At 61.8% G+C, this 23,048-nt stretch carries 21 protein-coding genes; 12 read left to right on the top strand and 9 right to left on the bottom strand.

Going from position 1 to position 23,048, the window contains the following annotated elements:
* Positions 1-8: 8 nt before the first annotated feature.
* The gene (gene rpmH, locus Q390_RS0102150) at positions 9-143 is read right to left on the bottom strand and encodes a 50S ribosomal protein L34 (protein ID WP_005798102.1); all 135 of its coding nucleotides are present in this window, start codon (positions 141-143) and stop codon (positions 9-11) included.
* 237 nt (positions 144-380) lie between these two features.
* Between rpmH and dnaA the strand changes: the two genes are divergently transcribed.
* The 3 genes from dnaA (at position 381) to gyrB (ending at position 5,756) form a co-directional block, all read left to right on the top strand.
* Complete coding sequence (dnaA, locus tag Q390_RS0102155) at positions 381-1,787, top strand: chromosomal replication initiator protein DnaA (protein WP_051602993.1); 1,407 nt, start codon at positions 381-383, stop codon at positions 1,785-1,787.
* A 138-nt stretch (positions 1,788-1,925) separates the two neighbouring features.
* The gene (gene dnaN / locus Q390_RS0102160; RefSeq protein WP_027994601.1) at positions 1,926-3,032 is read left to right on the top strand and encodes a DNA polymerase III subunit beta; all 1,107 of its coding nucleotides are present in this window, start codon (positions 1,926-1,928) and stop codon (positions 3,030-3,032) included.
* Positions 3,033-3,146: 114 nt separating this feature from the next.
* Positions 3,147-5,756 (top strand): DNA topoisomerase (ATP-hydrolyzing) subunit B, encoded by a 2,610-nt coding sequence (gene gyrB / locus Q390_RS0102165; protein WP_027994602.1) that lies wholly within the window; start codon positions 3,147-3,149, stop codon positions 5,754-5,756.
* 214 nt (positions 5,757-5,970) lie between these two features.
* Here gyrB and Q390_RS0102170 read toward each other — a convergent pair whose 3' ends face one another.
* Positions 5,971-6,873 carry a LysR substrate-binding domain-containing protein gene (locus tag Q390_RS0102170; RefSeq protein ID WP_027994603.1) on the bottom strand — a complete coding sequence of 301 codons (903 nt, stop codon included), beginning with the start codon at positions 6,871-6,873 and terminating at the stop codon, positions 5,971-5,973.
* A gap of 106 nt (positions 6,874-6,979) precedes the next feature.
* Between Q390_RS0102170 and Q390_RS0102175 the strand changes: the two genes are divergently transcribed.
* Both Q390_RS0102175 and Q390_RS0102180 read left to right on the top strand, forming a co-directional pair.
* A complete protein-coding gene (locus tag Q390_RS0102175) occupies positions 6,980-7,417 on the top strand; it encodes a carboxymuconolactone decarboxylase family protein (RefSeq protein ID WP_027994604.1) in 438 nt (145 codons plus the stop codon).
* 43 nt (positions 7,418-7,460) lie between these two features.
* Positions 7,461-8,990 (top strand): MFS transporter, encoded by a 1,530-nt coding sequence (locus Q390_RS0102180; protein ID WP_027994605.1) that lies wholly within the window; start codon positions 7,461-7,463, stop codon positions 8,988-8,990.
* A gap of 50 nt (positions 8,991-9,040) precedes the next feature.
* Here the strand turns inward: Q390_RS0102180 and yjjJ are convergent, their stop codons facing one another.
* Positions 9,041-10,360 (bottom strand): type II toxin-antitoxin system HipA family toxin YjjJ, encoded by a 1,320-nt coding sequence (yjjJ, locus tag Q390_RS0102185; RefSeq protein WP_027994606.1) that lies wholly within the window; start codon positions 10,358-10,360, stop codon positions 9,041-9,043.
* Between the two features lie 267 nt (positions 10,361-10,627).
* On the opposite strand from yjjJ, the gene Q390_RS0102190 reads away from it, so the two are divergent.
* From Q390_RS0102190 to Q390_RS0102210, 5 genes are all read left to right on the top strand, one after another.
* Entirely contained in the window at positions 10,628-10,879 is a 252-nt protein-coding gene (locus Q390_RS0102190; RefSeq protein WP_027994607.1) for a hypothetical protein, read from the top strand.
* 126 nt (positions 10,880-11,005) lie between these two features.
* Entirely contained in the window at positions 11,006-11,716 is a 711-nt protein-coding gene (locus Q390_RS0102195) for a glutathione S-transferase N-terminal domain-containing protein (RefSeq protein WP_027994608.1), read from the top strand.
* Positions 11,717-11,747: 31 nt separating this feature from the next.
* Positions 11,748-13,508, top strand: a complete 1,761-nt coding sequence (locus Q390_RS17255) for a response regulator (RefSeq protein ID WP_051602994.1) — start codon at positions 11,748-11,750, stop codon at positions 13,506-13,508.
* A gap of 149 nt (positions 13,509-13,657) precedes the next feature.
* Positions 13,658-14,695, top strand: coding sequence for a pirin family protein (locus Q390_RS0102205; protein WP_027994609.1), 1,038 nt, complete (start codon positions 13,658-13,660; stop codon positions 14,693-14,695).
* A gap of 66 nt (positions 14,696-14,761) precedes the next feature.
* A complete protein-coding gene (locus Q390_RS0102210) occupies positions 14,762-15,232 on the top strand; it encodes an FKBP-type peptidyl-prolyl cis-trans isomerase (RefSeq protein ID WP_027994610.1) in 471 nt (156 codons plus the stop codon).
* A gap of 33 nt (positions 15,233-15,265) precedes the next feature.
* Here Q390_RS0102210 and Q390_RS0102215 read toward each other — a convergent pair whose 3' ends face one another.
* Entirely contained in the window at positions 15,266-16,138 is an 873-nt protein-coding gene (locus Q390_RS0102215) for a gamma-glutamyl-gamma-aminobutyrate hydrolase family protein (RefSeq protein ID WP_027994611.1), read from the bottom strand.
* Between the two features lie 218 nt (positions 16,139-16,356).
* Here Q390_RS0102215 and Q390_RS0102220 point away from each other — a divergent pair, with 218 nt between their 5' ends.
* Positions 16,357-16,713, top strand: coding sequence for an HPF/RaiA family ribosome-associated protein (locus tag Q390_RS0102220; RefSeq protein WP_027994612.1), 357 nt, complete (start codon positions 16,357-16,359; stop codon positions 16,711-16,713).
* 156 nt (positions 16,714-16,869) lie between these two features.
* On the top strand, positions 16,870-17,088 hold the full coding sequence (locus tag Q390_RS0102225; protein WP_027994613.1) for a SlyX family protein: 219 nt from the start codon (positions 16,870-16,872) through the stop codon (positions 17,086-17,088).
* Between the two features lie 42 nt (positions 17,089-17,130).
* Here Q390_RS0102225 and Q390_RS0102230 read toward each other — a convergent pair whose 3' ends face one another.
* The 5 genes from Q390_RS0102230 to tkt all read right to left on the bottom strand — a co-directional run bounded on the left by Q390_RS0102230 (position 17,131) and on the right by tkt (position 22,984).
* Entirely contained in the window at positions 17,131-18,072 is a 942-nt protein-coding gene (locus tag Q390_RS0102230) for an OmpA family protein (RefSeq protein WP_027994614.1), read from the bottom strand.
* A gap of 34 nt (positions 18,073-18,106) precedes the next feature.
* Positions 18,107-18,484 carry a DUF4398 domain-containing protein gene (locus tag Q390_RS0102235; RefSeq protein WP_027994615.1) on the bottom strand — a complete coding sequence of 126 codons (378 nt, stop codon included), beginning with the start codon at positions 18,482-18,484 and terminating at the stop codon, positions 18,107-18,109.
* A 133-nt stretch (positions 18,485-18,617) separates the two neighbouring features.
* Positions 18,618-19,703, bottom strand: coding sequence for a YihY/virulence factor BrkB family protein (locus Q390_RS17260; RefSeq protein ID WP_084153734.1), 1,086 nt, complete (start codon positions 19,701-19,703; stop codon positions 18,618-18,620).
* A 192-nt stretch (positions 19,704-19,895) separates the two neighbouring features.
* Entirely contained in the window at positions 19,896-20,897 is a 1,002-nt protein-coding gene (gene gap, locus Q390_RS0102245; RefSeq protein WP_027994616.1) for a type I glyceraldehyde-3-phosphate dehydrogenase, read from the bottom strand.
* 44 nt (positions 20,898-20,941) lie between these two features.
* Complete coding sequence (gene tkt / locus Q390_RS0102250) at positions 20,942-22,984, bottom strand: transketolase (protein ID WP_027994617.1); 2,043 nt, start codon at positions 22,982-22,984, stop codon at positions 20,942-20,944.
* Between the last annotated feature and the right edge of the window lie 64 nt (positions 22,985-23,048).

Here is a 23,048-nt window from a genome sequence, read left to right on the forward strand (position 1 = left end):
CGGTGGCCTTAGACGGCCAGGCGCTTACGGCCCTTGGCGCGGCGCGCGTTGATGACGGCACGGCCGCCACGGGTCTTCATGCGCACCAGAAAGCCATGGGTACGGGCGCGGCGCGTCTTGGAAGGTTGGTAAGTACGTTTCATTTGGGGTCCTTGAGGAGTTCAGTTCTGCCGCGCTAAAGCGCGGCCCGGGTCAAATCACCCTGAACACATTCAGGGAAACCGAAGATTATTGCAGGTTCAAGCCATCAAGGCAATGATCTACGCAAGACAATTGCCTAAAAAGCAGTGCAAAACACTGCGAACAGCTTGTGGATAACCCCTTGACAAGCTACAATTTCTGGCCTCGAACGTTCCTTTATCCACAAGAAAAAACACCGCATGACAGAGGAACTCTCCCGCAGCACTCCGCTTGGCGCCGATGCAGGCCAGGCACTGTGGCAGGCCTGCCTTGAACAACTGGCCCAGGACCTGCCCGCACAACAGTTCACCACCTGGATCAAGCCCTTGGTGGCACAGGTCACTGAAGATTTTTCACGCATCACTCTGTACGTTCCCAACCGCTTCACGTTGGACTGGATCCGCGCCCAATATGCGGGCCGCATTGCTGCGCTGCTGGAGTCGCTGTACGGCCAATCGTTGGTGTTGGAGTTAGCCCTCGCTCAGCGCACAAGCCCCGCGCGCACACACATCCCCTCCAGCCATGCGGCTACGCCTCCACCTGCTGAGTCGGTGCAGGCCGTCGACGACGGCAGCCGGGGCACGCTGCGCAATCGGCTCAATGCTGCGCTCACTTTTGACACGCTGGTCGAGGGCACAGCCAACCGCATGGCACGTGCTGCCGCCATGCACGTCGCCAGTATGCCGGGCCACCTGTACAACCCGCTGTTCATCTATGGCGGCGTCGGTTTGGGCAAGACACATTTGGTGCACGCGGTGGGCAATAAGCTATTGCAAGACCGGCCCGATGCCAAAGTTCTCTACATCCATGCCGAGCAATTTGTTTCGGATGTGGTTAAGGCTTACCAGCGCAAAACTTTTGACGAATTTAAAGAGCGCTACCACTCGCTCGATTTGCTGTTAATTGACGACGTGCAGTTTTTTGCCAACAAAGATCGCACGCAAGAAGAGTTTTTTAACGCCTTCGAAGCGCTGCTGGCCAAGAAGAGCCACATCGTCATGACCAGCGATACCTACCCCAAGGGCTTGGCCGACATCCACGAACGCCTGGTTTCGCGCTTTGACTCGGGTCTGACAGTCGCCATCGAACCGCCTGAGTTAGAGATGCGCGTCGCCATCCTGATCAACAAGGCGCGTGCCGAGAACGTCGATATGCCCGAAGAAGTAGCGTTTTTCGTCGCCAAAAACGTGCGCTCCAACGTGCGTGAGCTCGAAGGTGCGTTGCGCAAAATCCTGGCTTATTCGCGTTTCAACCAGAAGGAAATCTCCATCCAGCTGGCCCGCGAAGCGCTGCGTGATCTGCTCTCCATCCAGAACCGGCAAATCTCGGTGGAAAACATCCAGAAAACGGTGGCCGATTACTACAAGATCAAGGTCGCCGACATGTACAGCAAGAAACGCCCGGCCAGCATTGCCCGGCCGCGCCAGATTGCCATGTACTTGGCCAAAGAGCTGACGCAAAAAAGCCTGCCCGAGATCGGCGAGCTGTTTGGCGGGCGCGATCACACCACCGTGCTGCACGCCGTCCGCAAGATTTCTGCCGAACGTCTGCAGCTGACCGAGCTGAACCAGCAACTGCACGTGCTGGAGCAAACCCTCAAAGGGTAAAGAACCTGTTATCGCATGCCCGCGCCACTCCCAGCGAGCGGCTCAGCGGGCAAAATATCGGGCCGGGCGGCGCCCAGGCAACCCGCCTTGGCCACTGCCGCCCCACCCTACTGACACAAAAATAGACAAGAGGCTGACATGATCGTTTTGAAGGCACCCCAAGACAAAGTTCTCGCGGTTTTGCAATCGGTGGCCGGCATCGTCGAGCGCCGCCACACCCTGCCCATCCTGGCCAACGTCATGCTGCGCAAGACCGGCAACGCCTTGCAGTTCACCACCAGCGACCTGGAAATCCAGATCCGCACCACCGCCGAACTCGGTGGCGACACCGGCGACTTCACTACCACAGTGAATACGCGCAAGCTGATCGACATCCTGCGCTCTATGCCGTCGGATCAGACCGTGAGTCTGGAATCGAGCCAGGACAAGCTGCTGCTCAAAGGCGGCAAAAGCCGTTTCACGCTGCAGACACTGGCCGCTGAAGACTTTCCGCTGGTGCAAGAAGCCGCCAGCTTTGGTCCGACGTTCAGCGTGCCACAAAAGACGCTGAAAAGCCTGCTCGGCCAAGTGGCGTTTGCCATGGCGGTGCAGGACATTCGCTACTACCTGAACGGTATTTTGTTTGTCGCTGAAGGCCAGCAACTCAGCCTGGTCGCCACCGACGGCCACCGCCTGGCCTTTGCCAGCGCCACGCTGGACGTCGAAGTGCCCAAGCAGGAAGTCATCCTGCCGCGCAAGACGGTGATTGAGCTGCAGCGCCTGCTCAGTGATGCCGATGGCGCGATCGAAATGTGCTTTGCCAACAACCAAGCCAAGTTCAGTTTTGGCGCGATGGAATTCGTCACTAAACTGGTCGAGGGCAAGTTCCCCGACTACAACCGCGTGATCCCCAAGAACCACCACAACAGCATCACGCTGGGCCGCGCGCCGCTGCTGGCCAGCCTGCAACGCACCGCCATCATGACCAGCGACAAGTTCAAGGGCGTGCGCCTAAACCTCGAACCCGGCACCTTGCGCGTGGCCAGTAACAACGCCGAGCAAGAAGAAGCCGTGGACGAGCTCGACATCGACTACAGCGGTGACGCCATTGAGATCGGCTTCAACGTCACCTACCTGATCGACGCCCTGGCCAGCATGGCGCAAGACATGGTGAAAATCGACTTGGCCGATGGCAACAGCTCAGCGTTGATGACGATTCCGGGCAACGACAGCTTCAAGTACGTCGTCATGCCGATGCGCATTTAAGCGGCAATTACTATTATTTATATAGCTGCAAGCGCTTGTATTCATTGGGCTTGCGGCACTTTTGACTCATAAAACCTGCGAAGCTCCCGCTTCCCTGTCTTGCCAAGGCCGACCATGACCGCTGAAATTCAACTGCCCGAGCCCGAAGAAACTGGCAGCAATACCTCCGCCCAACCCAAGATCGACGCCCACCAGGTCGGCGCGAGCGAAGGCTATGGCGAAGGTGCCATCACGATCCTGGAAGGCCTGGAAGCGGTGCGCAAACGCCCCGGCATGTACATCGGCGATACCTCGGATGGCACCGGCCTGCACCACCTAGTGTTTGAAGTGGTGGACAATTCCATCGACGAAGCGCTGGCCGGCCACTGCGACGACATCGTCGTCACCATCCACTTTGACAACTCGATTTCCGTCACCGACAACGGCCGCGGCATTCCGACCGGCGTGAAGATGGACGACAAGCACGAGCCCAAGCGCTCCGCGTCCGAAATCGCGCTGACCGAACTGCACGCCGGCGGCAAGTTCAACCAAAACAGCTACAAAGTCTCGGGCGGCCTGCACGGCGTGGGCGTGTCCTGCGTCAATGCGCTGTCAAAAATGCTGCGCCTGACAGTGCGCCGCGACGGCAAGATGCACGTGCTGGAATTCAGCCGGGGCTTTGTGCAAAACCGCCTCATCGAAGTCGTCGATGGCGTGGAAGTCTCGCCGATGAAAGTGGCCGGTGCCACCGAAAAGCGCGGCACCGAAGTCCACTTTCTGCCCGACACCGACATCTTCAAAGAGAACAACGATTTCCACTACGAAATCCTGGCCAAGCGCCTGCGCGAACTCTCGTTTCTGAACAACGGCGTGCGTATCCGCCTCAAAGACGAGCGCACCGGCAAGGAAGACGATTTCTCGGGTGCGGGCGGCGTGCGCGGCTTTGTCGAGTTCATCAACAAGGGCAAGACCGTGTTGCACCCCAACTCGTTTTACGCCTCGGGCGAGCGTCCGGCTGAAACCTACGGCGGCATCCCCGGCACACACATCGGTGTCGAAGTGGCCATGCAATGGAACAGCGGCTACAACGAGCAAGTGCTGTGTTTCACCAACAACATTCCGCAGCGTGACGGTGGCACCCACCTGACCGGTCTGCGCGCCGCCATGACGCGCGTCATCAACAAGTACATCGAAGAACACGAGTTCGCCAAAAAGGCCAAGGTCGAAGTGACCGGGGACGACATGCGCGAAGGCCTGTGCTGCGTGCTGAGCGTCAAAGTGCCCGAGCCCAAATTCAGCAGCCAGACCAAAGACAAACTGGTGTCGAGCGAAGTGCGTGCGCCCGTCGAAGACATCGTCGGCAAGCTGCTCAGCGACTACCTACAAGAGCGCCCGGCCGACGCCAAAATCATCTGCGGCAAGATTGTTGAAGCCGCCCGCGCCCGTGAAGCTGCCCGCAAAGCGCGCGAAATGACACGCCGCAAAGGCGTGCTCGACGGCATGGGCCTGCCCGGCAAACTGGCCGACTGCCAGGAAAAAGACCCGGCGCTGTGCGAGATTTACATTGTCGAGGGTGACTCCGCCGGCGGCTCAGCCAAGCAAGGGCGCGACCGCAAGTTCCAGGCCATCCTGCCGCTGCGCGGCAAGATCTTGAACGTCGAAAAAGCCCGCTACGAAAAACTGCTGACCAGTAACGAAATTTTGGTGCTAATCACCGCTTTAGGCACCGGCATTGGCAAAGCCGGCGGCAGCACTGGCAACGACGACTTTGACGTCGCCAAGTTGCGCTACCACCGCATCATCATCATGACCGACGCTGACGTCGATGGCGCGCACATCCGCACCCTGCTGCTGACCTTCTTCTACCGCCAAATGCCCGAGCTGGTCGAGCGCGGCCACATCTACATCGCCCAGCCGCCGCTCTACAAAGTCAAGGCCGGCAAAGAAGAGCTGTACCTGAAAGACGCTTCAGCACTCGACGGCTTTTTGCTGCGCATCGCGCTGAAAGACGCCAGCATCGTCACCAGCACCGAGGCCGATGCCAACGTGCTGACCGGTCAAGCACTGGCCGACTTGGCACAAAAACACCAAGTGGCCGAGAGGGTAATTGCCCGCCTGTCCGGCTTCATGGACTTTGAAGCCCTGCGCGCCGTGGCCGATGGCATTTCGCTGAATTTAGACACCTTGCAAGACGCTGAGGCTAGCGCCGTGGTGCTCGAAGCCAAGCTGCGTGAGCTGAACATCACCGGCACCCCGGCTGAAGTGGCCGGCGAATTTGACGTGCGCACCGACAAACCGCTGCTGCGCATCAGCCGCCACCACCACGGCAACGTCAAAAGCAGCGTCATCACGCAAGACTTTGTGCGCGGAGCCGATTACGCCGCCCTGCACGAGGCCTCCGACACCTTCCGTGGTCTGCTGGGCGCCGGCGCCAAGGCGCTGCGCGGCGAAGGCGAGCGTCAGAAAGAAGAGAAAGTGGCCGACTTCCGCCAAGCCATGGCTTGGCTGATCTCGGAAGCCGAGCGCACCACCGCGCGCCAGCGCTACAAGGGTCTGGGCGAAATGAACCCGGCGCAACTGTGGGAAACCACCATGGATCCGACCGTGCGCCGCCTGCTGCGCGTGCAGATCGACGACGCCATCGAAGCCGACCGCGTCTTCACCATGCTGATGGGCGATGAGGTTGAGCCGCGGCGCGAATTCATTGAAGCCAACGCGCTGCGGGCGGGGAATATTGATATTTGAGACATTTTTCATTTTTCAACAAAAATGAAAACCACAAAAAATCGGTAAAAAAATCTGACGTCCGCACTGCGAGAACTCCTGCCAATGCCCAGCTTTGCTGGGCGTTTTCATTTCTGGCGGGCAATGGGACTAACGCTTGGCGCTGAGTGACAGAAAACGTCGTTTTTAACGCAACCTCAGGCGTGCTGTCTGCAGTAGTACGCCAAGCCTGGCCTTAGCGCCCCAGCGCATCCGGTATCTGCAGCACCAAATGGTCGATCAGTGCCCGCACCGCCGGCAGCAAGCCACGGCGGCTGGGGAAGACGAGATAGATGTCCTGCTCGGGCGTACTCCAGTCTCCCGCCACACGCACCAGCGTCCCGGCCTCCAGTGCGCGCCAGACGATGCGCAGCGGCAGCAAGGCAATGCCCACGCCGCCCACAGCCCCTTCAAACTGCACGGTGTAGTCCGAGCATAGCAAGCGCGGGCAGTGCGTGATGCGCACGCTTCGCCCGCCTGCAGCCATCAACGACCAGCTCTGAGCAGACCCCTCGTGCTGGCCGCCGATAGTATCGAGCACGGCGATCTGCGCCACATCGATCACTGGCGAGCAGCCTGCGAGGTACGCGGCGCTGGCGACCAGCACCATGTGCCCGGAGGCAATGCGCCGTGCCACCAGACCCGGGACTTCCAGACCGCTGTCGCGCACGCGCAAGGCGACGTCGATGCGCTCGTCGATGAGGTTAACGATGCGGTCGGTGGATTCAATCTCGACCCGCACCTTGGGGTATTGGCGCATGAAGCCGGCGACGATGCGCGCGACGTAGAACTGCGCCATCGCCACCGGGCAGGTCAGCCGCACGGTACCCGACGGAGCCGTACTCAGTTGCTCGACCGCCTGCTGGGCGGCCTCGGCCTCTACCAGCATGGCGGCGCAATGCGCATAGAAGGCGCGCCCGTCCTCGGTGAGTGACAAGCGACGCGTGCTGCGCTGGATTAGGCGCACGCCCAGACGATCTTCCAGCAGCGCGATGCGCCGGCTGAGTTTGGACTTGGTGACATGCGTCGCCCGTTCAGCGGCGCTGAAGCCGCCGTGCTCAACGATGAGGGCGAAGTAACGCAGGTCGTTCAAATCCATACAGACGTCTCATTTTTAGGACAAATCTTTGTCATTTTGCCGACTTATCAGCGATTGGCATCGCCGATATCTTTGCAGTCATTCTTCATTCCTTCAAGGAGCCCCCATGGAACCCCGCCTCAACTTCTATACCGCCAACCCTGACGTGATGAAAGTCCTCGGCGCGCTGGAGCAGCGCATCGCCAAGTCCGGCCTCGACAAGCCGCTGGTAGATCTGGTGCGGCTGCGCACCTCGCAGATCAATGGCTGCGCCTTTTGCCTCGACATGCATTTCACTGATGCGGTGAAAGGCGGCGAGCAGACACGTCGCCTAGCCACCCTGTCGGCCTGGCGCGAGACACCGTTCTTCAGCGACCGCGAACGCGCTGCGCTGGCGTGGACCGAAGCCGTCACGCTGGTAGCCGACACGCATGTGCCCGACGCGGTGTGGGAAGGCATCCGTCCGCATTTCACGCCCGAGGCGCTGGTGGATCTGACCCTGCTGGTGACCACCATCAACACCTGGAATCGCTTCGCTCTCGCGTTCCGAAAAATGCCCGTCTGAGCATCCGCCCTCTTCCCCGCATCGCACCACACCGAGCGCCACCATGCACCCACCCGTGTCGAACCGGCTGCTGTACGTCACGATTTTCGTGTTGTCGCTGACCGAGTTTCTCCAAGCCGGCATGACGGCCTTCGCTGCGGCGCCCCTGATGGGCAACCTAAGCCTGGGGCCGGAGGAATTCAGCCTGATTGCATCGGTGTACGCGAGCTTAGCCATCCTCGCCATCTCGCTGCAACGCTGGTGGGTCGAGCGCCTGGGCGGGCAGCACTTCATTCAGCTATCGGCGGTGGTGTCGGTAGCCGGTTCGCTGCTGTGCGCCACCAGCCACGATTTCAACGGATTTTTGCTGGGCCGCACCGTCATGGCGCTGGGCGGCGGCGCGTTCTTCACCGCCAGTCGCATGGTTCTCCAGCACCGGCTGGCGGGCCCCCAGCGCTTTGTGGGCATCCGCTGCCTCGCCTTCGGCTTGGCTATCGGCATCGCTGCCGCACCGTGGCTGGCGGCAGCAGCGGTAGCCGAAGGCCATTGGTCGGCGATGTACTGGTTGCTGGCAGCGCTGGGATTACTGGTGTTCGTGCTGGCAACACTGGCACTGAACGGTGGCCCGCGTGACGTACCGCAGCGCCGCTCGGCCGTGCAGCCCTGGCAGCAACTGTTGCTGGTGGGTGCCAGCTTTGGCCTGCTGTACGGGCTGCAGCGTCTGTACTACGACTTCTATGCCCACACGCTCGCGGTGCTGCTGACACTGCTCGGCGCGCTCGCCGGGCTGGCGTTGTACCTGCACCAGCAGCACTACCAAGCCGACCCGCTGCTGCGTGTGCGCGAGATGTGGAGCACGCGCTACCTGACCGGGCTGGGGCTGTTTGGCTTTGCCTACGTGATGCTGGGTGCCAACAACTACGCCGTGCCGGTCCTACTGGAACGCGCGCTGGGCTTTGGCTGGCAGACCTTGGGTCTGATCGAGGCGCTTAGTCTGAGCGCCGCCTTGCTGACTTGGCTGGTGATGTCTCGCCTGCTGCCGCGCCACCCCTCCCCGCGCAAATTTCTGGTGACCGGCTTCTGCGCGCTGGCGCTCTCTGGCACGCTGCTCACGCGCATCCACACCGGAGTAGATCTGTGGCGCCATGTGCTGCCAGCACTGGCACTTCAAAGCGTCTTTCTACTGACCGTGTTACCGGTATCGGCCATGCAGACGTTTCGCGGTGTCGAGCACGAAGAATCGGTGTTCTCCCATGCGCAGCAACTCAAAAACATGATGGCGCAAGCCGGCATTGCCATGGGCATCGCACTGGCGACGGTCGGCCAGCAATGGCGCAGCGCCGTGCACTACGAGGTGTTGGCCGCGCAGGTGAACCTGTACACGCCCCAGTTCACCGCGCTGGTGCAGCACCTGCAGCAGACCATGAGCGGCGCTCTACCCGCGCCTGAGGCCACTCAGTTGGCGCTGGCACAGGCAGCGCAACTGGTGGCACAACAGGCCACGCTACTCGCCACCATTGACCACTTCAGCCTGGTGGCGCTGCTGGGTGGGATGGGGATGCTGGTGGCTGCATTGCAGCGGGTGTTTCGTTGAACGGCGGCCTCGGCTCCTGACACGCGTTGATTCCTGGCCACACCGGACATTCATCCGGCATTCCCCACCGCAATCGCCCTGAATCCAGCCGAGATACGCGCATCCTGCGCCGCGCTGCGCCAAAAATTCCCCGCCAGTTGCTGCGCCAGCGGCCACACCGCGAGGGTGGCGGCGCTGGGCTGGAGCGGCGCGGCGGCAAAGTCGCGCGGGACGATTTCGCTGTGGATCGGCATATAGAGCATGGGCAGCATGTCGTAGGTGGGGGACAGCGCCCAATCGTCGTCCTGCAACACAAACGAAATGTTGCCGTAGTGCCGGTCGGTGTTGGCAATCAGCTGGCCGTAGGCTTCGAGCAGGCACAAATGGCGCGCATCAGTAGCGGTGATCAGGCCGCGCGCTTCCAGGCGCTGGGCGGTGGCGGCCCAGTTGTCGATGTCGCCGATGTACTGCGCGTTGTAAACCTGCAGCGACACCATGCCGATGCGCCCTGGCACACCGTTGTCGTTCAAGTCCACGGTGCGGTCAAAGCGTTCGGACTCCAGAAAGACCCGGCCGGCGTCGATGAACAACGCCGTGCGCGCGGCGGGCACGCCGGCTTCTGCCAAGGTGGTCAGCGCTAGGTGTTCGCACACCAGCAAATCGCGAATGCGCTGCTCTGCGGGCGAATCGCCCGCCGGCGAGAACTTGACGATGACGCTGCGCCCGGCGGTGCTGCAACAGAACTTGGGCTGCTCACCGCCGGCAGACGAACCGGCGTGCGTGCCCTGCATGGCGCGCTGTGCCAGCGCAGGGTAGTCGGCTGCCGAGGCAGCGCGCAGTGTACGTTCGGACACGCTGTGAAAGCGCTCAAACGAGGTCTCGCCGACCACCAAGTTGCCGGGCTGGTCTTCGCCGCACAACGTCAGGGCGCGCAGCACGTCGTCCTCACTCCATTGGCGCGGGTCGCTGCCCAATTGCAGCGTGGGGTGGCTGTGCGCAAAGGTGCGGCCAATGAAACCTTGCGGACGCATGTCGTCCAGAAACCAGGGCAGGCCGTCGTGCTGCTCGCTGACGCCGTCCACCTCGTCCACCCAAAAACCGCCGCCGGCCAGCGCCAGCATGCGGCCAAACGGCGCTGGCTGGCCGTGGGCATCAACACGTGCCAGGGCAATCTCAGAGCCGACCCCCGCCACTTGGCGCACCAGCACATAGCGCTGCGTGCGCGCCGCGCCGACCTTGCGCACCTGCCCCGCAGCCAGCAGCGGCGCCAGCGCCCGCGACACGCTGGGTTGGCTCACACCGAGCAGATCTTGCAGCTCAGCACTGCTGAGTACGCCGCCCTGGCGGCGCAGGGCTTGCAGGGCTTTGCTGGAGAGGTCTACGGAGGACATGGTGGCTATTTTTGAATGGGTTTTTATATGTAAATTTTTAGCAAATTCAATGGCTTAACCAATAAATATATTATATATTGAATAGATATTCAAGAATTCCATCATTACAGCACATGTACTCCTGATTTAATAGCTAATAGCGCATATCTGGCGTGCGTTATAACTGTTTTTGGATGCATTCTGGTAACCCCGGTGCAATTTCGTTAAAGTAGCCGCCCCGCTCCTTTAATCCCCCCACCTCCCCCACTTCCCCATTACGGCGCCCCCATGACCAAAGACCTGGCTCGACAGAGCGAACTGAAAAAGATGGAACTGTGCGACGGCTGCGCCGGTATCCAGCGCAATTGGCGCCGCGCCCCCGGCCACCCTGAATTGGTGCAACGCGGCAACCGCAAAGAAGAGCGTGAGCACGGCCTGGTGACCGTCACCCGCTATGTCTGCGACCACTGCGGCACAGCCTGGGAATACGAAAACGACAAGACCAATCTGCACGCCGGTTGGTCCGTGGTCGGTCGATAACCCTGGCAAACAGGCTTGCCAGCGCAGGGTCTGGCGCGGCGGACGCGGCGCGCATACCATGGCCTGCGTTGCTGCGCGCAGCCCCTGGCTGCGCGGGGTTTCACCTTTCACCAAGGAACACGAACCATGACTGACCTGTCCCGCTTTCCCATCACACGCCAATGGCCGGCCCGGCACCCGGATCGGTTGCAGTTGTATGCGCTGCCCACGCCCAACGGCGTGAAGGCGTCGATCATGCTCGAAGAAATTGGCCTGCCCTACGAGCCGCACCGGGTCAGCTTTGAGCACCAAGAGCAGTTTTCATCCGCGTTCCTGTCGCTCAACCCGAACAACAAGATCCCCGCCATCATCGACCCCCACGGGCCGGACGGCGTGCCACTGCCCTTGTTCGAATCGGGTGCCATCCTGCTGTACCTGGCAGACAAGACCGGCCAGCTGTTGCCCAAGGCCGGCGCGGCGCGCTACGAAACCATCCAGTGGCTGATGTGGCAGGTGGGCGGCGTCGGTCCCATGTTTGGACAGTTGGGTTTCTTCCACAAATTTGCCGGAAAAAACTATGACGACAAGCGTCCGCGCGATCGCTACGCCGCCGAATGCAAGCGCCTGCTGACGGTGCTTGAGGCGCGCCTGCAAGGGCGCCGCTGGATCATGGGCGACGACTACAGCGTGGCCGACATTGCCACCCTGCCCTGGGTGCGCAACCTAGTGGGTTCTTACGACGCCGGCCATCTGGTGGACTTTGACCGCTTTGGCAACGTGTGCCGTGTGCTGGCCGCATGGGAGATGCGCCCGGCCGTGCAGCGCGGATTGACCATACCCGCCGCCGAATCCGACTGAACGCTTCACCATCTCGGGGCAAAATCGACCCATGAGCTGGAACCGAACCATTACCAACGATTTAACCGACGCTACGGCCTTGGTTGCGGATGCCAATAACGCTACCCGCAGCGTCATGTTGTCGCAATTGCGCGCGCTGGGTGTGCGCTCCATTCGGCAAGCCTCGCGCGCCAGCGATGCGCGCCGGCACCTGGAGGCGCAAACCTTCGACATCGTGCTGTGCGAGCAAAATTTTCCGCAAGAGTCCGTCACCGGGCAGGAATTGCTGGACGACTTGCGCCGCGGCGGCATGTTGCCGCTGGCGACCATTTTCATCATGGTCACGCCCGAGGCCTCATACAGCAAGGTGTCTGAAGCCGCTGAGTCGATGCTCGACTCTTACCTGCTCAAGCCCTTCACTGCCGCCCGCCTGCAAGATCGTATCTCGCAGGCACGCCAGCGCAAAGTGGCGCTACAGGACATCCACCAAGCGATTGAAGACCAAGAATTTACGCAAGCCGCCCGCCTATGCCTGATGCGCCTGAATGAGCGCGGCGCCTATTGGACGTACGCCGCGCGCGTCGGCGCCGAGCTGCTGCTGCGCCTGGGGCGCTTTGACATGGTGCAAAAGCTGTACGAATCGGTCTTGGCGACTGAAAAAGCCCCCTGGGCGCGCCTGGGTCTGGCGCGGGTGCAGTTGGAAATGGGCCAGCCACACAAGGCCAAGCCACTGCTGGAAGCGCTGCTGCTAGATGAGAACATTTATGCCGATGCCTACGACAACTTGGCACGCACGCTGATGGAGCTGGGCCAGTTTGACGAGGCCCTCCATGCCTACCAGATGTCTACCGAACTGACGCCCTCCTCCATCGCACGGCTGCAGCGCCACGGCATGTTGGCCTTCTATCTGGGCGACAAAGAAAAGGCTATCGGCTTACTGGAAGGCGCGGTGCGCCTGGGCCTGGGATCAAAGATGTTTGACGGCCAGACGCTGACGCTGCTGGGCATTGCCCGCTTTGACATTGACGAACCCAAGCAGCTGCGCCAATTTCTGCTCGACCAGCAGCGCATGTCCGAGCGCAACCCCGAGTCGGTGCGCCTGCGCCGCATGGTGCAAACGCTGCAAGTGCTGGATGCCTGCATAAGCATGGGTAAAGACAAGGCCAAGAGCCAAGACAAGAACAAAGGTGACGATAAAACAGAAGCTGAGCTCCAAGCCGAGACCCAAGCTCCGACGCTCGAAGCGCTGGCGGTGCTGACCAAGGCGATCTTGGAACCGGACTTTGATTTTGAAGCCGCCTGCAACCTGCTCTCAGTGCTGGCGCTGCTGCCCACCCGCAACGTCACCGTGCCTGACGCTGAGCACATCGTCCACAAGCTGGGTATGCGCTTTGCCACCTCGATGGCGATGTCAGAACTGCTGATGGGCGCAGCACGCAAAGACCCACGTTTTTGCGAATTGCTGGGCGAAAGTAACACCCATGTGCTGCAGCTGCTGGAACAGGCCCTCTCGCCCAGCCGCAACGGCGACCCGGGCAAAGCGGTCGAAACACTGTTCACCCAAGGACTGGCCAGTCTAAACGCCAAAGTGATTGAAACCGCGTGGCGCGTGCTGCAGCGCTACCAAGGCGACATCAGCAACGCTGCCGAACTGACCGCCAAAATCGAACCTTGGCGCGTCACGCTGGGCACGGCTTACAACAAACCAGTGCTGGGCGACCGCAATATGCGCCAGTCGGGCGGGGTCAGCCTGCGCGGCATGGATACGCCGCCCCTACAGCCGACCATGGCTGTAGCCAACGCCAGCACCTGACGGGCGCGGCGCCTGCTGCGCAACACACTGTTGCAGCGCTGGCACTTCTGCCAGCGCCTCTCGGACGCACCTCAGCGGGACGCTATTCGCCCACCCTTGCGCGTGCCCGGCCCTTGCCGGCATGTCGCCCTACTCTTCAGGAGCCCGCCATGACCGACCCCGTCTTGCACACCCAACCGCTGGGCCCTCAGTGGCCCACGCTCGACCCATTTTTGTTTTGTGCCCACCACGACGATGCCTATCCGGCCGGCAATGACGCCCTGGGCCCGGCCATGGCCCTGCAAGAGCGCCAAATCGGCAGCGACTTCAGCCGTAAGGATGGCTGGAGCATGTACCACGGCGACACCGTGCCAGGCTTTCCGGGCCACCCGCACCGTGGCTTTGAAACGGTTACGCTGGTGCGGCGCGGGCTGATCGACCACGCCGACTCGCTGGGAGCGATGGCGCGCTTTGGCGGCGGTGACGTCCAGTGGGTCACCGCTGGCAAAGGCATCGTGCACTCGGAAATGTTTCCGCTGCTGAACGCTAGCACGCCCAACCCATTGGAGCTGTTCCAGATCTGGTTGAACCTGCCAGCGCGGCAAAAAATGGTCGAGCCGCACTTCACGATGCTATGGAACGAGCGCATCCCGCGCCTGCAGCACCACGACGCGCACAACCGCACCACCACCGTGACGGTCATTGCCGGCGCCCTACCGGGGACCACGCCAGAACTGGCGCCGCTTCCGCCACCGCCCGAGTCCTGGGCGGCGCAGCCGCAGGCCGACGTGGCGATCTGGACGCTGCGCCTGGAGCCGGGCGCGCAGTGGCAGTTGCCCGCTGCACAGGGCGCAGACACACGGCGCATGTTGTATTTTTTTGTTGGCGACGGACTGCGCATCGACACATACGAGGTGCATGCGCACGCGGCGCTGGAATTGGTCGCCGGGCAAGACTGGTTGCTGACCAACACGGGCCGCACGGTGGCCGAATGCCTGCTGCTGCAAGGCCAGCCGATCGCTGAACCGGTGGCGCGATACGGTCCGTTTGTCATGAACAGCCAGGCCGAGATCGCGCAGGCGCTACAGGATTACCGTCGCACCGGCTTTGGCGGCTGGCCCTGGCCGCAGGACGATCCGGTGCATGGGAGCGTGGCTCGGCGCTTTGCCCGCTACCCCGGCCAGACGCAGGACGAGGTGCCTAGCTGACAACGTCAGCACCGCCCGGCGCTTGGGTGACAATAGTGCCCACCTTTTTTACGGCCCGAACCCACCATGAACATCACCCAAGATACCGCCGTCACTCTGTCCTACCAAGTCACCAGCCCGCAAGGCAAGCCGGTGGACAAAGGCGATTTGTCGTACCTCCACGGTGGCTACGAAAACATCTTCCCCAAGGTCGAAGCTGCACTGGAAGGCCAAGCCGTGGGCTTTGCCACCACGCTCGACCTGAGCGCCGCCGATGCCTTTGGCGAGCACGATCCGGCGCTGGTGCGCACTATTCCAAAAGCTGAGTTTCCACCGGGCGTGAAGGTCGGCGGTCGCATTCAGAGCGTCGGCAGCGACGGCCAGCCACAGGTGTTCAACGTCGTCAAAATCAAAGGCCCTGAAGTGCATCTGGACGGCAACCACCCGCTGGCCGGACAGGCGCTGCGCTTCAACTGCAAAGTAACCGGCGTGCGCGCTGCCTCAGCCGAAGAAGTCACGCACCGCCACGTCCACGGCGAGCATGGCCACCAGCATTGAGGTATGGATGCCTTGAGGCCTTGCTGCGCAGCCTCAATGGCTGCGCAGCAAGGCCTGGCGCAATAGGCGGGCGGCGCGGTCACGGATGTGCAACGGGCTGTGGCCCGGCGCCGGCACCACGGCGCGCCCTGCAGTGCAAGCGGCCAGAAAGTCGTTCAGGATGGGCGTGTCGTCCAGCGTGTTGGAACCCGGCGTATGGAACTCCGGATGCCACTGGGTGGCCGCAATATAGCTGCGCCCCGGGCTGGCGCGGCGACGAATGGCTTCGGGCACCACGTCGGGATGGCTGAAAGCCTCGATTTCAAAATTTGGTGCCAGGCGTTTGATGCCCTGGTGGTGGATGCTGTTGACACGCGCCCGCCGCCGCCCCGGGTACATCTGCGCCAGATGGGTGCCAGAGACAAACTCGATCTCATGGAAATTCTGATCATAGGTGGTGGCATTGCGGTGCTGCAGCGTGCCAGGACGCTGGGTTTCAATGTCCTGGTAGAGCGAGCCACCAAAGGCTACGTTGATCAGCTGCAAGCCCCGGCAAATGCCAAAAATCGGCTTGCCAGCCTGCGAAAACGCCTCGACCACCGCCAAGTCGTACAGGTCGCGCACCTGATCGCCCAGCCAAGCCTCGCGCAGCGGCGTCTCGCCATAGTTGCCCGGCCAGACATCGGCGCCGCCGTGCATCACCACGCCGTCGAGCCACTGCGCGTAATGCGCCAGCGTGACATCGCCACGCGCGGTGGCACCGGTGGGACATGGCACCATGACGACCATGGCACCAGCCGACATGATCCAGTGCGCCACCGATTGTTCGACGTACTGCAAGGTTTTGCCGGTAAAAAGAGAACGGTCGGGGTCAGCGTGTTGAAAACAGGCCGACAAACCAATTTTGAGGCGAGAGTTGGCAGGCATCGTTTGTTTGTAACACCCTTGGCGCACGGCGTCTGTAGGAGGGTTTCTTTCTTGTCGTCTGGGGCTTCTTGCGCCTTGCCGCGGGGCTGATGCGTACTATTATCAGCAGAAAAAGGCCTGCGAAGCCTATGCCGGACTCCCGTTGCGGCATGATGTATGCCAGTGCCGTATCCATTTTCATTCCGGCCTCTGTGCCGGCCCATGCCAAAGGAGAATCCATGCAAGTTCAAGTACACACCGACGACAACATCCAGGGCGGCGAATCCCTGGCCCAATGGATTCAGGAAGAAGCCACTGCGCGCCTGGGACGTTTTCGCGAGCACCTCACCCGCATTGAAGTGTTTTTGACCGACACCGCAGCCGGTAAAGCCAGCGTGAACGACAAACGTTGCCGCGTCGAAGCACGTCCTGCCGGGCGCCAACCCGTGACCGTGACGGCAGACGCCGACAAAGTGGCCGACGCCTTCACTGGCGCACTAGAAAAACTGATGCGCGCTCTCGACGCTGACCTCGGTCGCCTCAAGGATCGCCACGCCCGCGAAACCATCCGCACGCAGGAACAGACCGAAGAGTAAAGCCCAGCGGTGCCGGTGGGCACGACACCGGCACCCCCGCTTCTCACTCACATTTCAAGAGCTGCCAGCACTTATCTCATAAGCCCTGGCAGCTTTTTTATGGGTGTTTTATGTAGGCAAAGCCGGGAGCACCACAAACTCCTGTCCAATGGCGCCATGGAATCCACCTCTGACACCGACCAGCGCCTTACCGAACTGGAAATCAAGGCCAGCTACAGCGAAGACTTGCTGGAGCAACTGAACATGGCCCTCTACCGCCAGCAGCTGCAAATCGACGCGCTGCTGCAAGAGTTGAAACAGATGCGCCAACAACAGTCCTACAGCAGCGGCGGCACGCCGCGCAACCTGCGCGACGAACTGCCGCCGCATTATTGACCCAGGTGTAGTGCCCCAGGCCCAGCCCTTGCGCAATGGCGGTCAGCGGCCACGCAGGTTGCCTTGGTCGTCGGCAATCACGATCTCGACGCGGCGGTTCATGGCGCGGCCATCCGCTGAGCCGTTATCGGCTACTGGATGGGCCTTGCCAAAGCCGCGTGCCGAGATGCGTGCGCTGTCCACACCACGCTGCACCAGGGCATCACGCACGGCTTGCGCACGGCGCTCGGACAGACTCAGGTTGTAGGCCTCATTGCCAACGCTGTCGGTATAGCCCTCGATCAGCATCTTGCGCTCTGGAAACTGCGTCAAAAAGCGCGCCAGCTTGTCCAGGCGCGGCGCTGCCTGGGCCGACAGCTCGGCCTTGTCAAAGGCAAACAGCACATCGCCCAGGGTGACCAGCAGACCGCGCTCGGTTTGCTGGGCTTCCATTTCCCGCAGCTGGGCTTCCAGAACGCCCACGCGCTCTTGCGCACTGCGCGCTGCCGCCTGCTGCTGCGCGGCGCGCTGCTCGGCGCTCATGGCCTGCTGCTGTGCCATCTGGGCGCGCTGCGTGGCCTGGTCGGCGCGCTGGGTGGCCTGGTCGGCGCGCTGGGTGGCCTGGTCGGCTTCTTGAGTGCGCGCCTGCAGGCGCAAGCGGTCAGTCTCGCTGCCCGATTGCTGGATTTGTGCATCGATCTGGCGGGCTCGCGCGGTGTTGCTGGCAATTTCTGCCCGCTGCTGCGCCAAATAGGCCAAGTGATTGACCTCGGACTCGTCCTTTTCATAAGCCCAGACATGGTCAGCGCGTGCCAGCGTGTCACGGGCGTCTTTCAATTCGATCTGTGCATACTGGCCCACGGCTGGGTCGCTGCTGGTGCGTTCAACGGTGCTGCGGGCCTCCTCGAGTGCGGGCAGCGGGCCGCGACTGGCACAGGCGGCCATCAAGCCGGCAGCGAGCAGGGCAGTGGCCAAAAGGGTGGTGCGACGAAAGGTCGGGTGCATGGTGCAAATTCCTTGAAAAAATAGAGAGAGCGGCTTAGCGGGGCGCGCGGCGTTTGATTTCTTCGTCCAGTGCGCGGATGCCGTCCTGCACCTGCTTGAGCGATGCGGCGCTGGTGGCGGCATCGGTCTTCGATTCAGCCAAGCGCGCATCGGCGGCGGCTTCGGTGGCCAAGCGGCGTGCCTGCACATAGTCCTTGTCGGTCATGGCTTTTTCTGCCTGCACCCACTTGTCGCGCGCCCGCTGCAGTTCGACTGGGGCGTCTGCGGCCACATTGGGCGCCGCCGAAATCCGTTGCAGGGTACTGCGCCCGACCGCCATTTCCTCTGTCGGCGGCGGTGTGGATGAACAGGCAGCCAGGGCGGCGGCTGTCAGCATGGCAAGGCAGGTACGGATCAGAGAAATGGTTTGCATGACAGGGGGTTCTTTCTGGAGTACATGGCTCCAAAAAGCAGAGCACATGCAGGTAGTAACAATCGCTTTCATTGTGGATAGCGCACCGCACCACGGGCGTAGGCTTTACCGACGCATGCGCGTGGGCCTTGTCTTACGGTCGCCGCTGGGGCGTGGGCCGTGACCGGCGCCAGCCCATCAACATGGCCTGCACCAAGACCACCAGTGACAGCACCATCACAGCCTGCCCCAGCACAGACGACGCCGCCAGTGCAGGGTTGGGGCCGGGGCAGGTAGGCGCCAACACGGCAGCGTCCGGGTGCGAGGCCGTAACGTCGGTGCCATCAGCCGCTACCTGTGCGCTGTGGTGCGTGGCAGCGACGGCCTCCACACCGCACTTGGAGCCGCGGTCATCGGCATAGACTTTGGTGAACTCGGCCCCCAGTAGAAAGATCTGCGCCGCGTAATACACCCAGGCCAGCAGCACGACCAACGAGCCAGCGGCAGCAAACGATTCGTTGACACCGCTTTTGCCCAGGTACAGGCCAATTAAAAATTTGCCCAGTTCAAACAACACGGCGGTAACGGCAGCACCCACCCAGACATCACGCCACGCAATCGGTACCGAGGGCATGAAACGAAAAATCATGGCAAACAGCACCGTGGTGATCGCCAGTGACAGCGCCATGTTGATGCCCTGCAGCAGCACCTCCCAACCCGGCAGCAGGCCGCTAGCCCAAGTGCCCATGGCCGAGATGCCGGCACTGACCGACAGCGACACCATCAGCAAAAATGCCACCCCCATGATCAGTCCGAACGACAACACGCGGGCGCGCAGCACGGCCCACAGGCCACTGGGCTTGGCCTTCTCGGGCACATGCCAGATACGGTCCAAAGCGCTTTGCAATTCAGCAAACACCGTGGTGGCGCCGATCAGCAGTACGCCGATACTGATCCCGCCCGCCCACAGCCCTTTGGCGGGCTCACTGGCACTCTTGATCAATCCTTGCACGGCCAGTGCACCATCGCGGCCAATCAAGCCCTGCAGCTGGCCGACGATCTCGCCCTGCACGGCTTCATGGCCAAACACGGCACCAGCCACGGCAATCACGATCACCAGCAACGGCGCCAGTGAAAACACGGTGTAGTAGGAAATGGCTGCACCCATGCTCGGTGCAAAATCATCCATCCAGGCCAGCACCGCTTTTTTGCAGAGCTCAAACAGGTGTTGGAAACGCATAGTGAAATAATTGAAAGAGGCCGCTAAAAAAGACACTTCCACTGTGCCCATCCTGGCCGCACCGGCCCATGCGCTGCGTGCGCCATCGCGTGTAGGCCAAAAGCTCCTTTCGGGCAGGCAAAAAAAAGCCGCCTGCGCAGGGCAGGCGGCTGGGACAGAGGCGAAGCTCAGAGCGTCAACACGCTCTTGCTCTTACTTGGCAGATACCACGCGCACCATGTCGAGGCACTTGTTCGAGTAGCCCCACTCGTTGTCATACCAGGCGATGACCTTCAGGAAGGTGTCGTCCAGGGCAAGGCCGGCGTCGGCGTCAAACACGCTGGTGCACGTCTCACCACGGAAGTCGGTGGCCACCACTTTGTCTTCGGTGTAGCCCAAGATGCCCTTCAGCGCGCCTTGCGACTGGGCCTTCATTTCGGCACAGATTTCGGCGTAGGTCGCGGGCTTGTCCAGTTCGACGGTCAAGTCCACCACCGACACGTCGGAGGTGGGCACGCGGAACGACATACCGGTCAACTTCTTGTTCAGCGCCGGAATCACCACGCCGACGGCCTTGGCAGCGCCGGTGCTGGACGGAATGATGTTTTCCAGAATGCCACGACCACCGCGCCAGTCCTTGTTGCTCGGGCTGTCCACGGTCTTTTGCGTGGCAGTCGCGGCGTGCACCGTGGTCATCAGACCGCGCTTGATGCCCCACTTGTCATTCAGCACCTTGGCGACGGGCGCTAGGCAGTTGGTAGTGCAGCTGGCATTGCTGATGATGGCTTGACCAGCGTAGGTTTTGCAGTTGACGCCATGCACAAACATCGGCGTATCGTCCTTGGACGGAGCCGACATGATGACCTTCTTGGCGCCGGCATCAATGTGCTTTTGCGCGGTTTCTTTGGTCAGGAACAGGCCCGTGGCCTCGATGACGACATCCGCACCGACCTCGTTCCACTTCAGCGCGGCGGGGTCGCGCTCTTGCGTCAGGCGGATCTTCTTGCCGTTGACGATGAGCATGTTGCCCTCGACCGACACGGTGCCCTTGAAGCGGCCATGCACCGAGTCGTACTGCAGCATGTACGCCAAATAATCGGGTTCCAGCAGGTCGTTGATGCCCACGACTTCGATGTCGCTGAAGTTTTGCACCGCAGCGCGAAACACCATGCGGCCAATGCGGCCGAAGCCGTTGATACCAATCTTGATCGTCATAACTGAAGTCTCTCCAAAGTTGATTACCAAAAACTCACTTGCACTTATTTGCGCTTGAGCGCTGCCTGCACGGTGGCAGCGACGTTTTCTGCGGTGAAGCCAAAGTGCTCAAACAGCACCGGCGCCGGCGCCGACTCGCCAAAGGTGTCGATGCCGATGACGGCAGCGCAGCCGTATTTCCACCAGCCGTCGGTCACACCCATTTCCACGGCCACACGCGGAATGCCGGCGGGCAAGACGGCTTTTTTGTATTTGACGTCTTCACGGTCAAAAGTGGTGGTACTCGGCATGGAAACTACGCGAACAGCTATCTTTTTAGCGGCCAGCAGGCGCTGTGCCTTCAGCGCCAGTTGCACTTCAGAGCCGGTGGCAATGAGGACGGCCTGGGCCTTGCCCTTGAGGCCAACGTCGCTCGGCTCGGACAGCACATAGGCGCCACGGCTGATGTCACCCAGGTCGCGCTTGGGGGCGTAGGGCAGGTTCTGGCGGCTCAGCAACATGGCGGTGGGCTTATTGCGGTTGGTCAGCGCTACCGACCAGGCGACGGCGGTTTCTGCCGTGTCCGCCGGGCGCCACACGTCCAAGCCCGGAATCAAGCGCAGGCTGGCAGCGTGCTCAATCGACTGGTGGGTCGGGCCGTCTTCGCCCAGGCCAATCGAGTCGTGCGTGAAAACGTGGATCACGCGCAGCTTCATCAGCGCGGCCATGCGGATGGCGTTGCGGCTGTAGTCGCTGAAGGTCAGGAAGGTGCCGCCGTAGGGGATGAAGCCGCCGTGCAGCGCCACGCCATTCATGATCGCCGCCATGCCAAACTCGCGCACGCCGTAGTTGATGTGGCGGCCGCCGACCATCTGGCCGTTGACATCGGTTTGCACCACGTCACCCGTTGGGTCAAAACGCAGCGCGGGGGTGCTTTTGGTGTTGGTCAGGTTCGACCCGGTCAGGTCGGCGCTGCCGCCCAACAGCTCGGGCAGCGCGGCGGTGAAGGCTTCCAGCGACAGCTGGCTGGCCTTGCGGCTGGCGACGGTGGCGCCTTCGGTGTGCGCGTGCACCACGGTATCGACCGCCGTCTGGGCAAATGCCGCCGGCAGGTCACCGTTCATGCGGCGCGTGAATTCAGCGGCCAATGCGGGGAAGGCTTTGCTGTAGGCGGCAAAGCGCTTGTCCCAGGCGGCTTCGGCCTTGGCGCCAGCAGTTTTGGCATCCCAGTCGCGGTAGACGTCGGCAGGAATTTCGAACGGGACATGCGTCCAGCCCAGCGCAGCGCGCGTCAGGCCGATTTCTTCCGCGCCCAGCGGCTCGCCGTGCGCCTTGGAGGTGCCAGCGCGGTTGGGTGAACCCTTGCCGATAGCCGTTTTGCAGACGATCAGCGTCGGGCGCTCGGACTGCGTCTTGGCCTGTGTCAGTGCGGCGGCAATGGCGCCGGCGTCGTGGCCATCGACGGCGTCGATGACGTTCCAGCCGCAGGCGGCAAAGCGCTGCGGTGTGTTGTCGATGAACCAGGGCGCGACCTGGCCGTCAATGCTGATGCCGTTGTCGTCGTACAGCGCAATCAGCTTGCCCAGCTTCCACGCGCCAGCCAGACTGATCGCCTCTTGGCTGATGCCTTCCATCAGGCAGCCGTCGCCCAGGAAGGTGTAGGTGTGGTGATCGACCACATTGTGGCGCGGGCGGTTGAATTCTTTGGCCAGCAGTTTTTCGGCCAGCGCAAAACCGACGGCGTTGGTGAGACCTTGACCGAGCGGGCCGGTGGTGGTTTCCACGCCCGGCGTGATGCCGAACTCGGGGTGACCAGCGGTCTTGCTGTGCAGTTGGCGGAAATTCTTCAGCTCTTGCATCGGCAGGTCGTAACCGCTCAGGTGCAGCACCGCGTACAACAGCATTGAGCTGTGGCCGTTGGAGAGCACAAAACGGTCGCGGTCAAACCACTGCGGGTTGACGGGGTTGTGCTTGAGGTTTTGACCCCACAGCGCCACCGCCATATCGGCCATGCCCATCGGGGCGCCGGGATGGCCGGAATTGGCTTGTTGAACAGCGTCCATTGCGAGTGCGCGGATCGCATTCGCCATTTGTTGTGAGTTGGCCATCAGGGCAGGTCCGGTGAGAAAGAAGAGAGAAAACCGCAGATTTTAACGGCGCCGTCACCAGCGC

It is taken from the genome of Simplicispira psychrophila DSM 11588, from assembly GCF_000688255.1.
In the GTDB taxonomy this organism is placed as follows: Bacteria; Pseudomonadota; Gammaproteobacteria; order Burkholderiales; family Burkholderiaceae_C; genus Simplicispira; species Simplicispira psychrophila.

Coding starts and splice junctions, on each gene's coding strand:
- Q390_RS17255 (WP_051602994.1), top strand. CDS start 11,748: ATGAGCTGGAACCGAACCATTACCAACGATTTAACCGACGCTACGGCC.
- Q390_RS0102175 (WP_027994604.1), top strand. CDS start 6,980: ATGGAACCCCGCCTCAACTTCTATACCGCCAACCCTGACGTGATGAAA.
- yjjJ (WP_027994606.1), bottom strand. CDS start 10,360: ATGTCCTCCGTAGACCTCTCCAGCAAAGCCCTGCAAGCCCTGCGCCGC.
- Q390_RS0102225 (WP_027994613.1), top strand. CDS start 16,870: ATGGAATCCACCTCTGACACCGACCAGCGCCTTACCGAACTGGAAATC.
- Q390_RS0102195 (WP_027994608.1), top strand. CDS start 11,006: ATGACTGACCTGTCCCGCTTTCCCATCACACGCCAATGGCCGGCCCGG.
- gyrB (WP_027994602.1), top strand. CDS start 3,147: ATGACCGCTGAAATTCAACTGCCCGAGCCCGAAGAAACTGGCAGCAAT.
- Q390_RS0102235 (WP_027994615.1), bottom strand. CDS start 18,484: ATGCAAACCATTTCTCTGATCCGTACCTGCCTTGCCATGCTGACAGCC.
- Q390_RS0102170 (WP_027994603.1), bottom strand. CDS start 6,873: ATGGATTTGAACGACCTGCGTTACTTCGCCCTCATCGTTGAGCACGGC.
- Q390_RS0102210 (WP_027994610.1), top strand. CDS start 14,762: ATGAACATCACCCAAGATACCGCCGTCACTCTGTCCTACCAAGTCACC.
- Q390_RS0102190 (WP_027994607.1), top strand. CDS start 10,628: ATGACCAAAGACCTGGCTCGACAGAGCGAACTGAAAAAGATGGAACTG.
- rpmH (WP_005798102.1), bottom strand. CDS start 143: ATGAAACGTACTTACCAACCTTCCAAGACGCGCCGCGCCCGTACCCAT.
- dnaA (WP_051602993.1), top strand. CDS start 381: ATGACAGAGGAACTCTCCCGCAGCACTCCGCTTGGCGCCGATGCAGGC.
- Q390_RS0102205 (WP_027994609.1), top strand. CDS start 13,658: ATGACCGACCCCGTCTTGCACACCCAACCGCTGGGCCCTCAGTGGCCC.
- tkt (WP_027994617.1), bottom strand. CDS start 22,984: ATGGCCAACTCACAACAAATGGCGAATGCGATCCGCGCACTCGCAATG.
- Q390_RS0102220 (WP_027994612.1), top strand. CDS start 16,357: ATGCAAGTTCAAGTACACACCGACGACAACATCCAGGGCGGCGAATCC.
- dnaN (WP_027994601.1), top strand. CDS start 1,926: ATGATCGTTTTGAAGGCACCCCAAGACAAAGTTCTCGCGGTTTTGCAA.
- Q390_RS0102215 (WP_027994611.1), bottom strand. CDS start 16,138: ATGCCTGCCAACTCTCGCCTCAAAATTGGTTTGTCGGCCTGTTTTCAA.
- Q390_RS0102230 (WP_027994614.1), bottom strand. CDS start 18,072: ATGCACCCGACCTTTCGTCGCACCACCCTTTTGGCCACTGCCCTGCTC.
- Q390_RS17260 (WP_084153734.1), bottom strand. CDS start 19,703: ATGCGTTTCCAACACCTGTTTGAGCTCTGCAAAAAAGCGGTGCTGGCC.
- Q390_RS0102180 (WP_027994605.1), top strand. CDS start 7,461: ATGCACCCACCCGTGTCGAACCGGCTGCTGTACGTCACGATTTTCGTG.
- gap (WP_027994616.1), bottom strand. CDS start 20,897: ATGACGATCAAGATTGGTATCAACGGCTTCGGCCGCATTGGCCGCATG.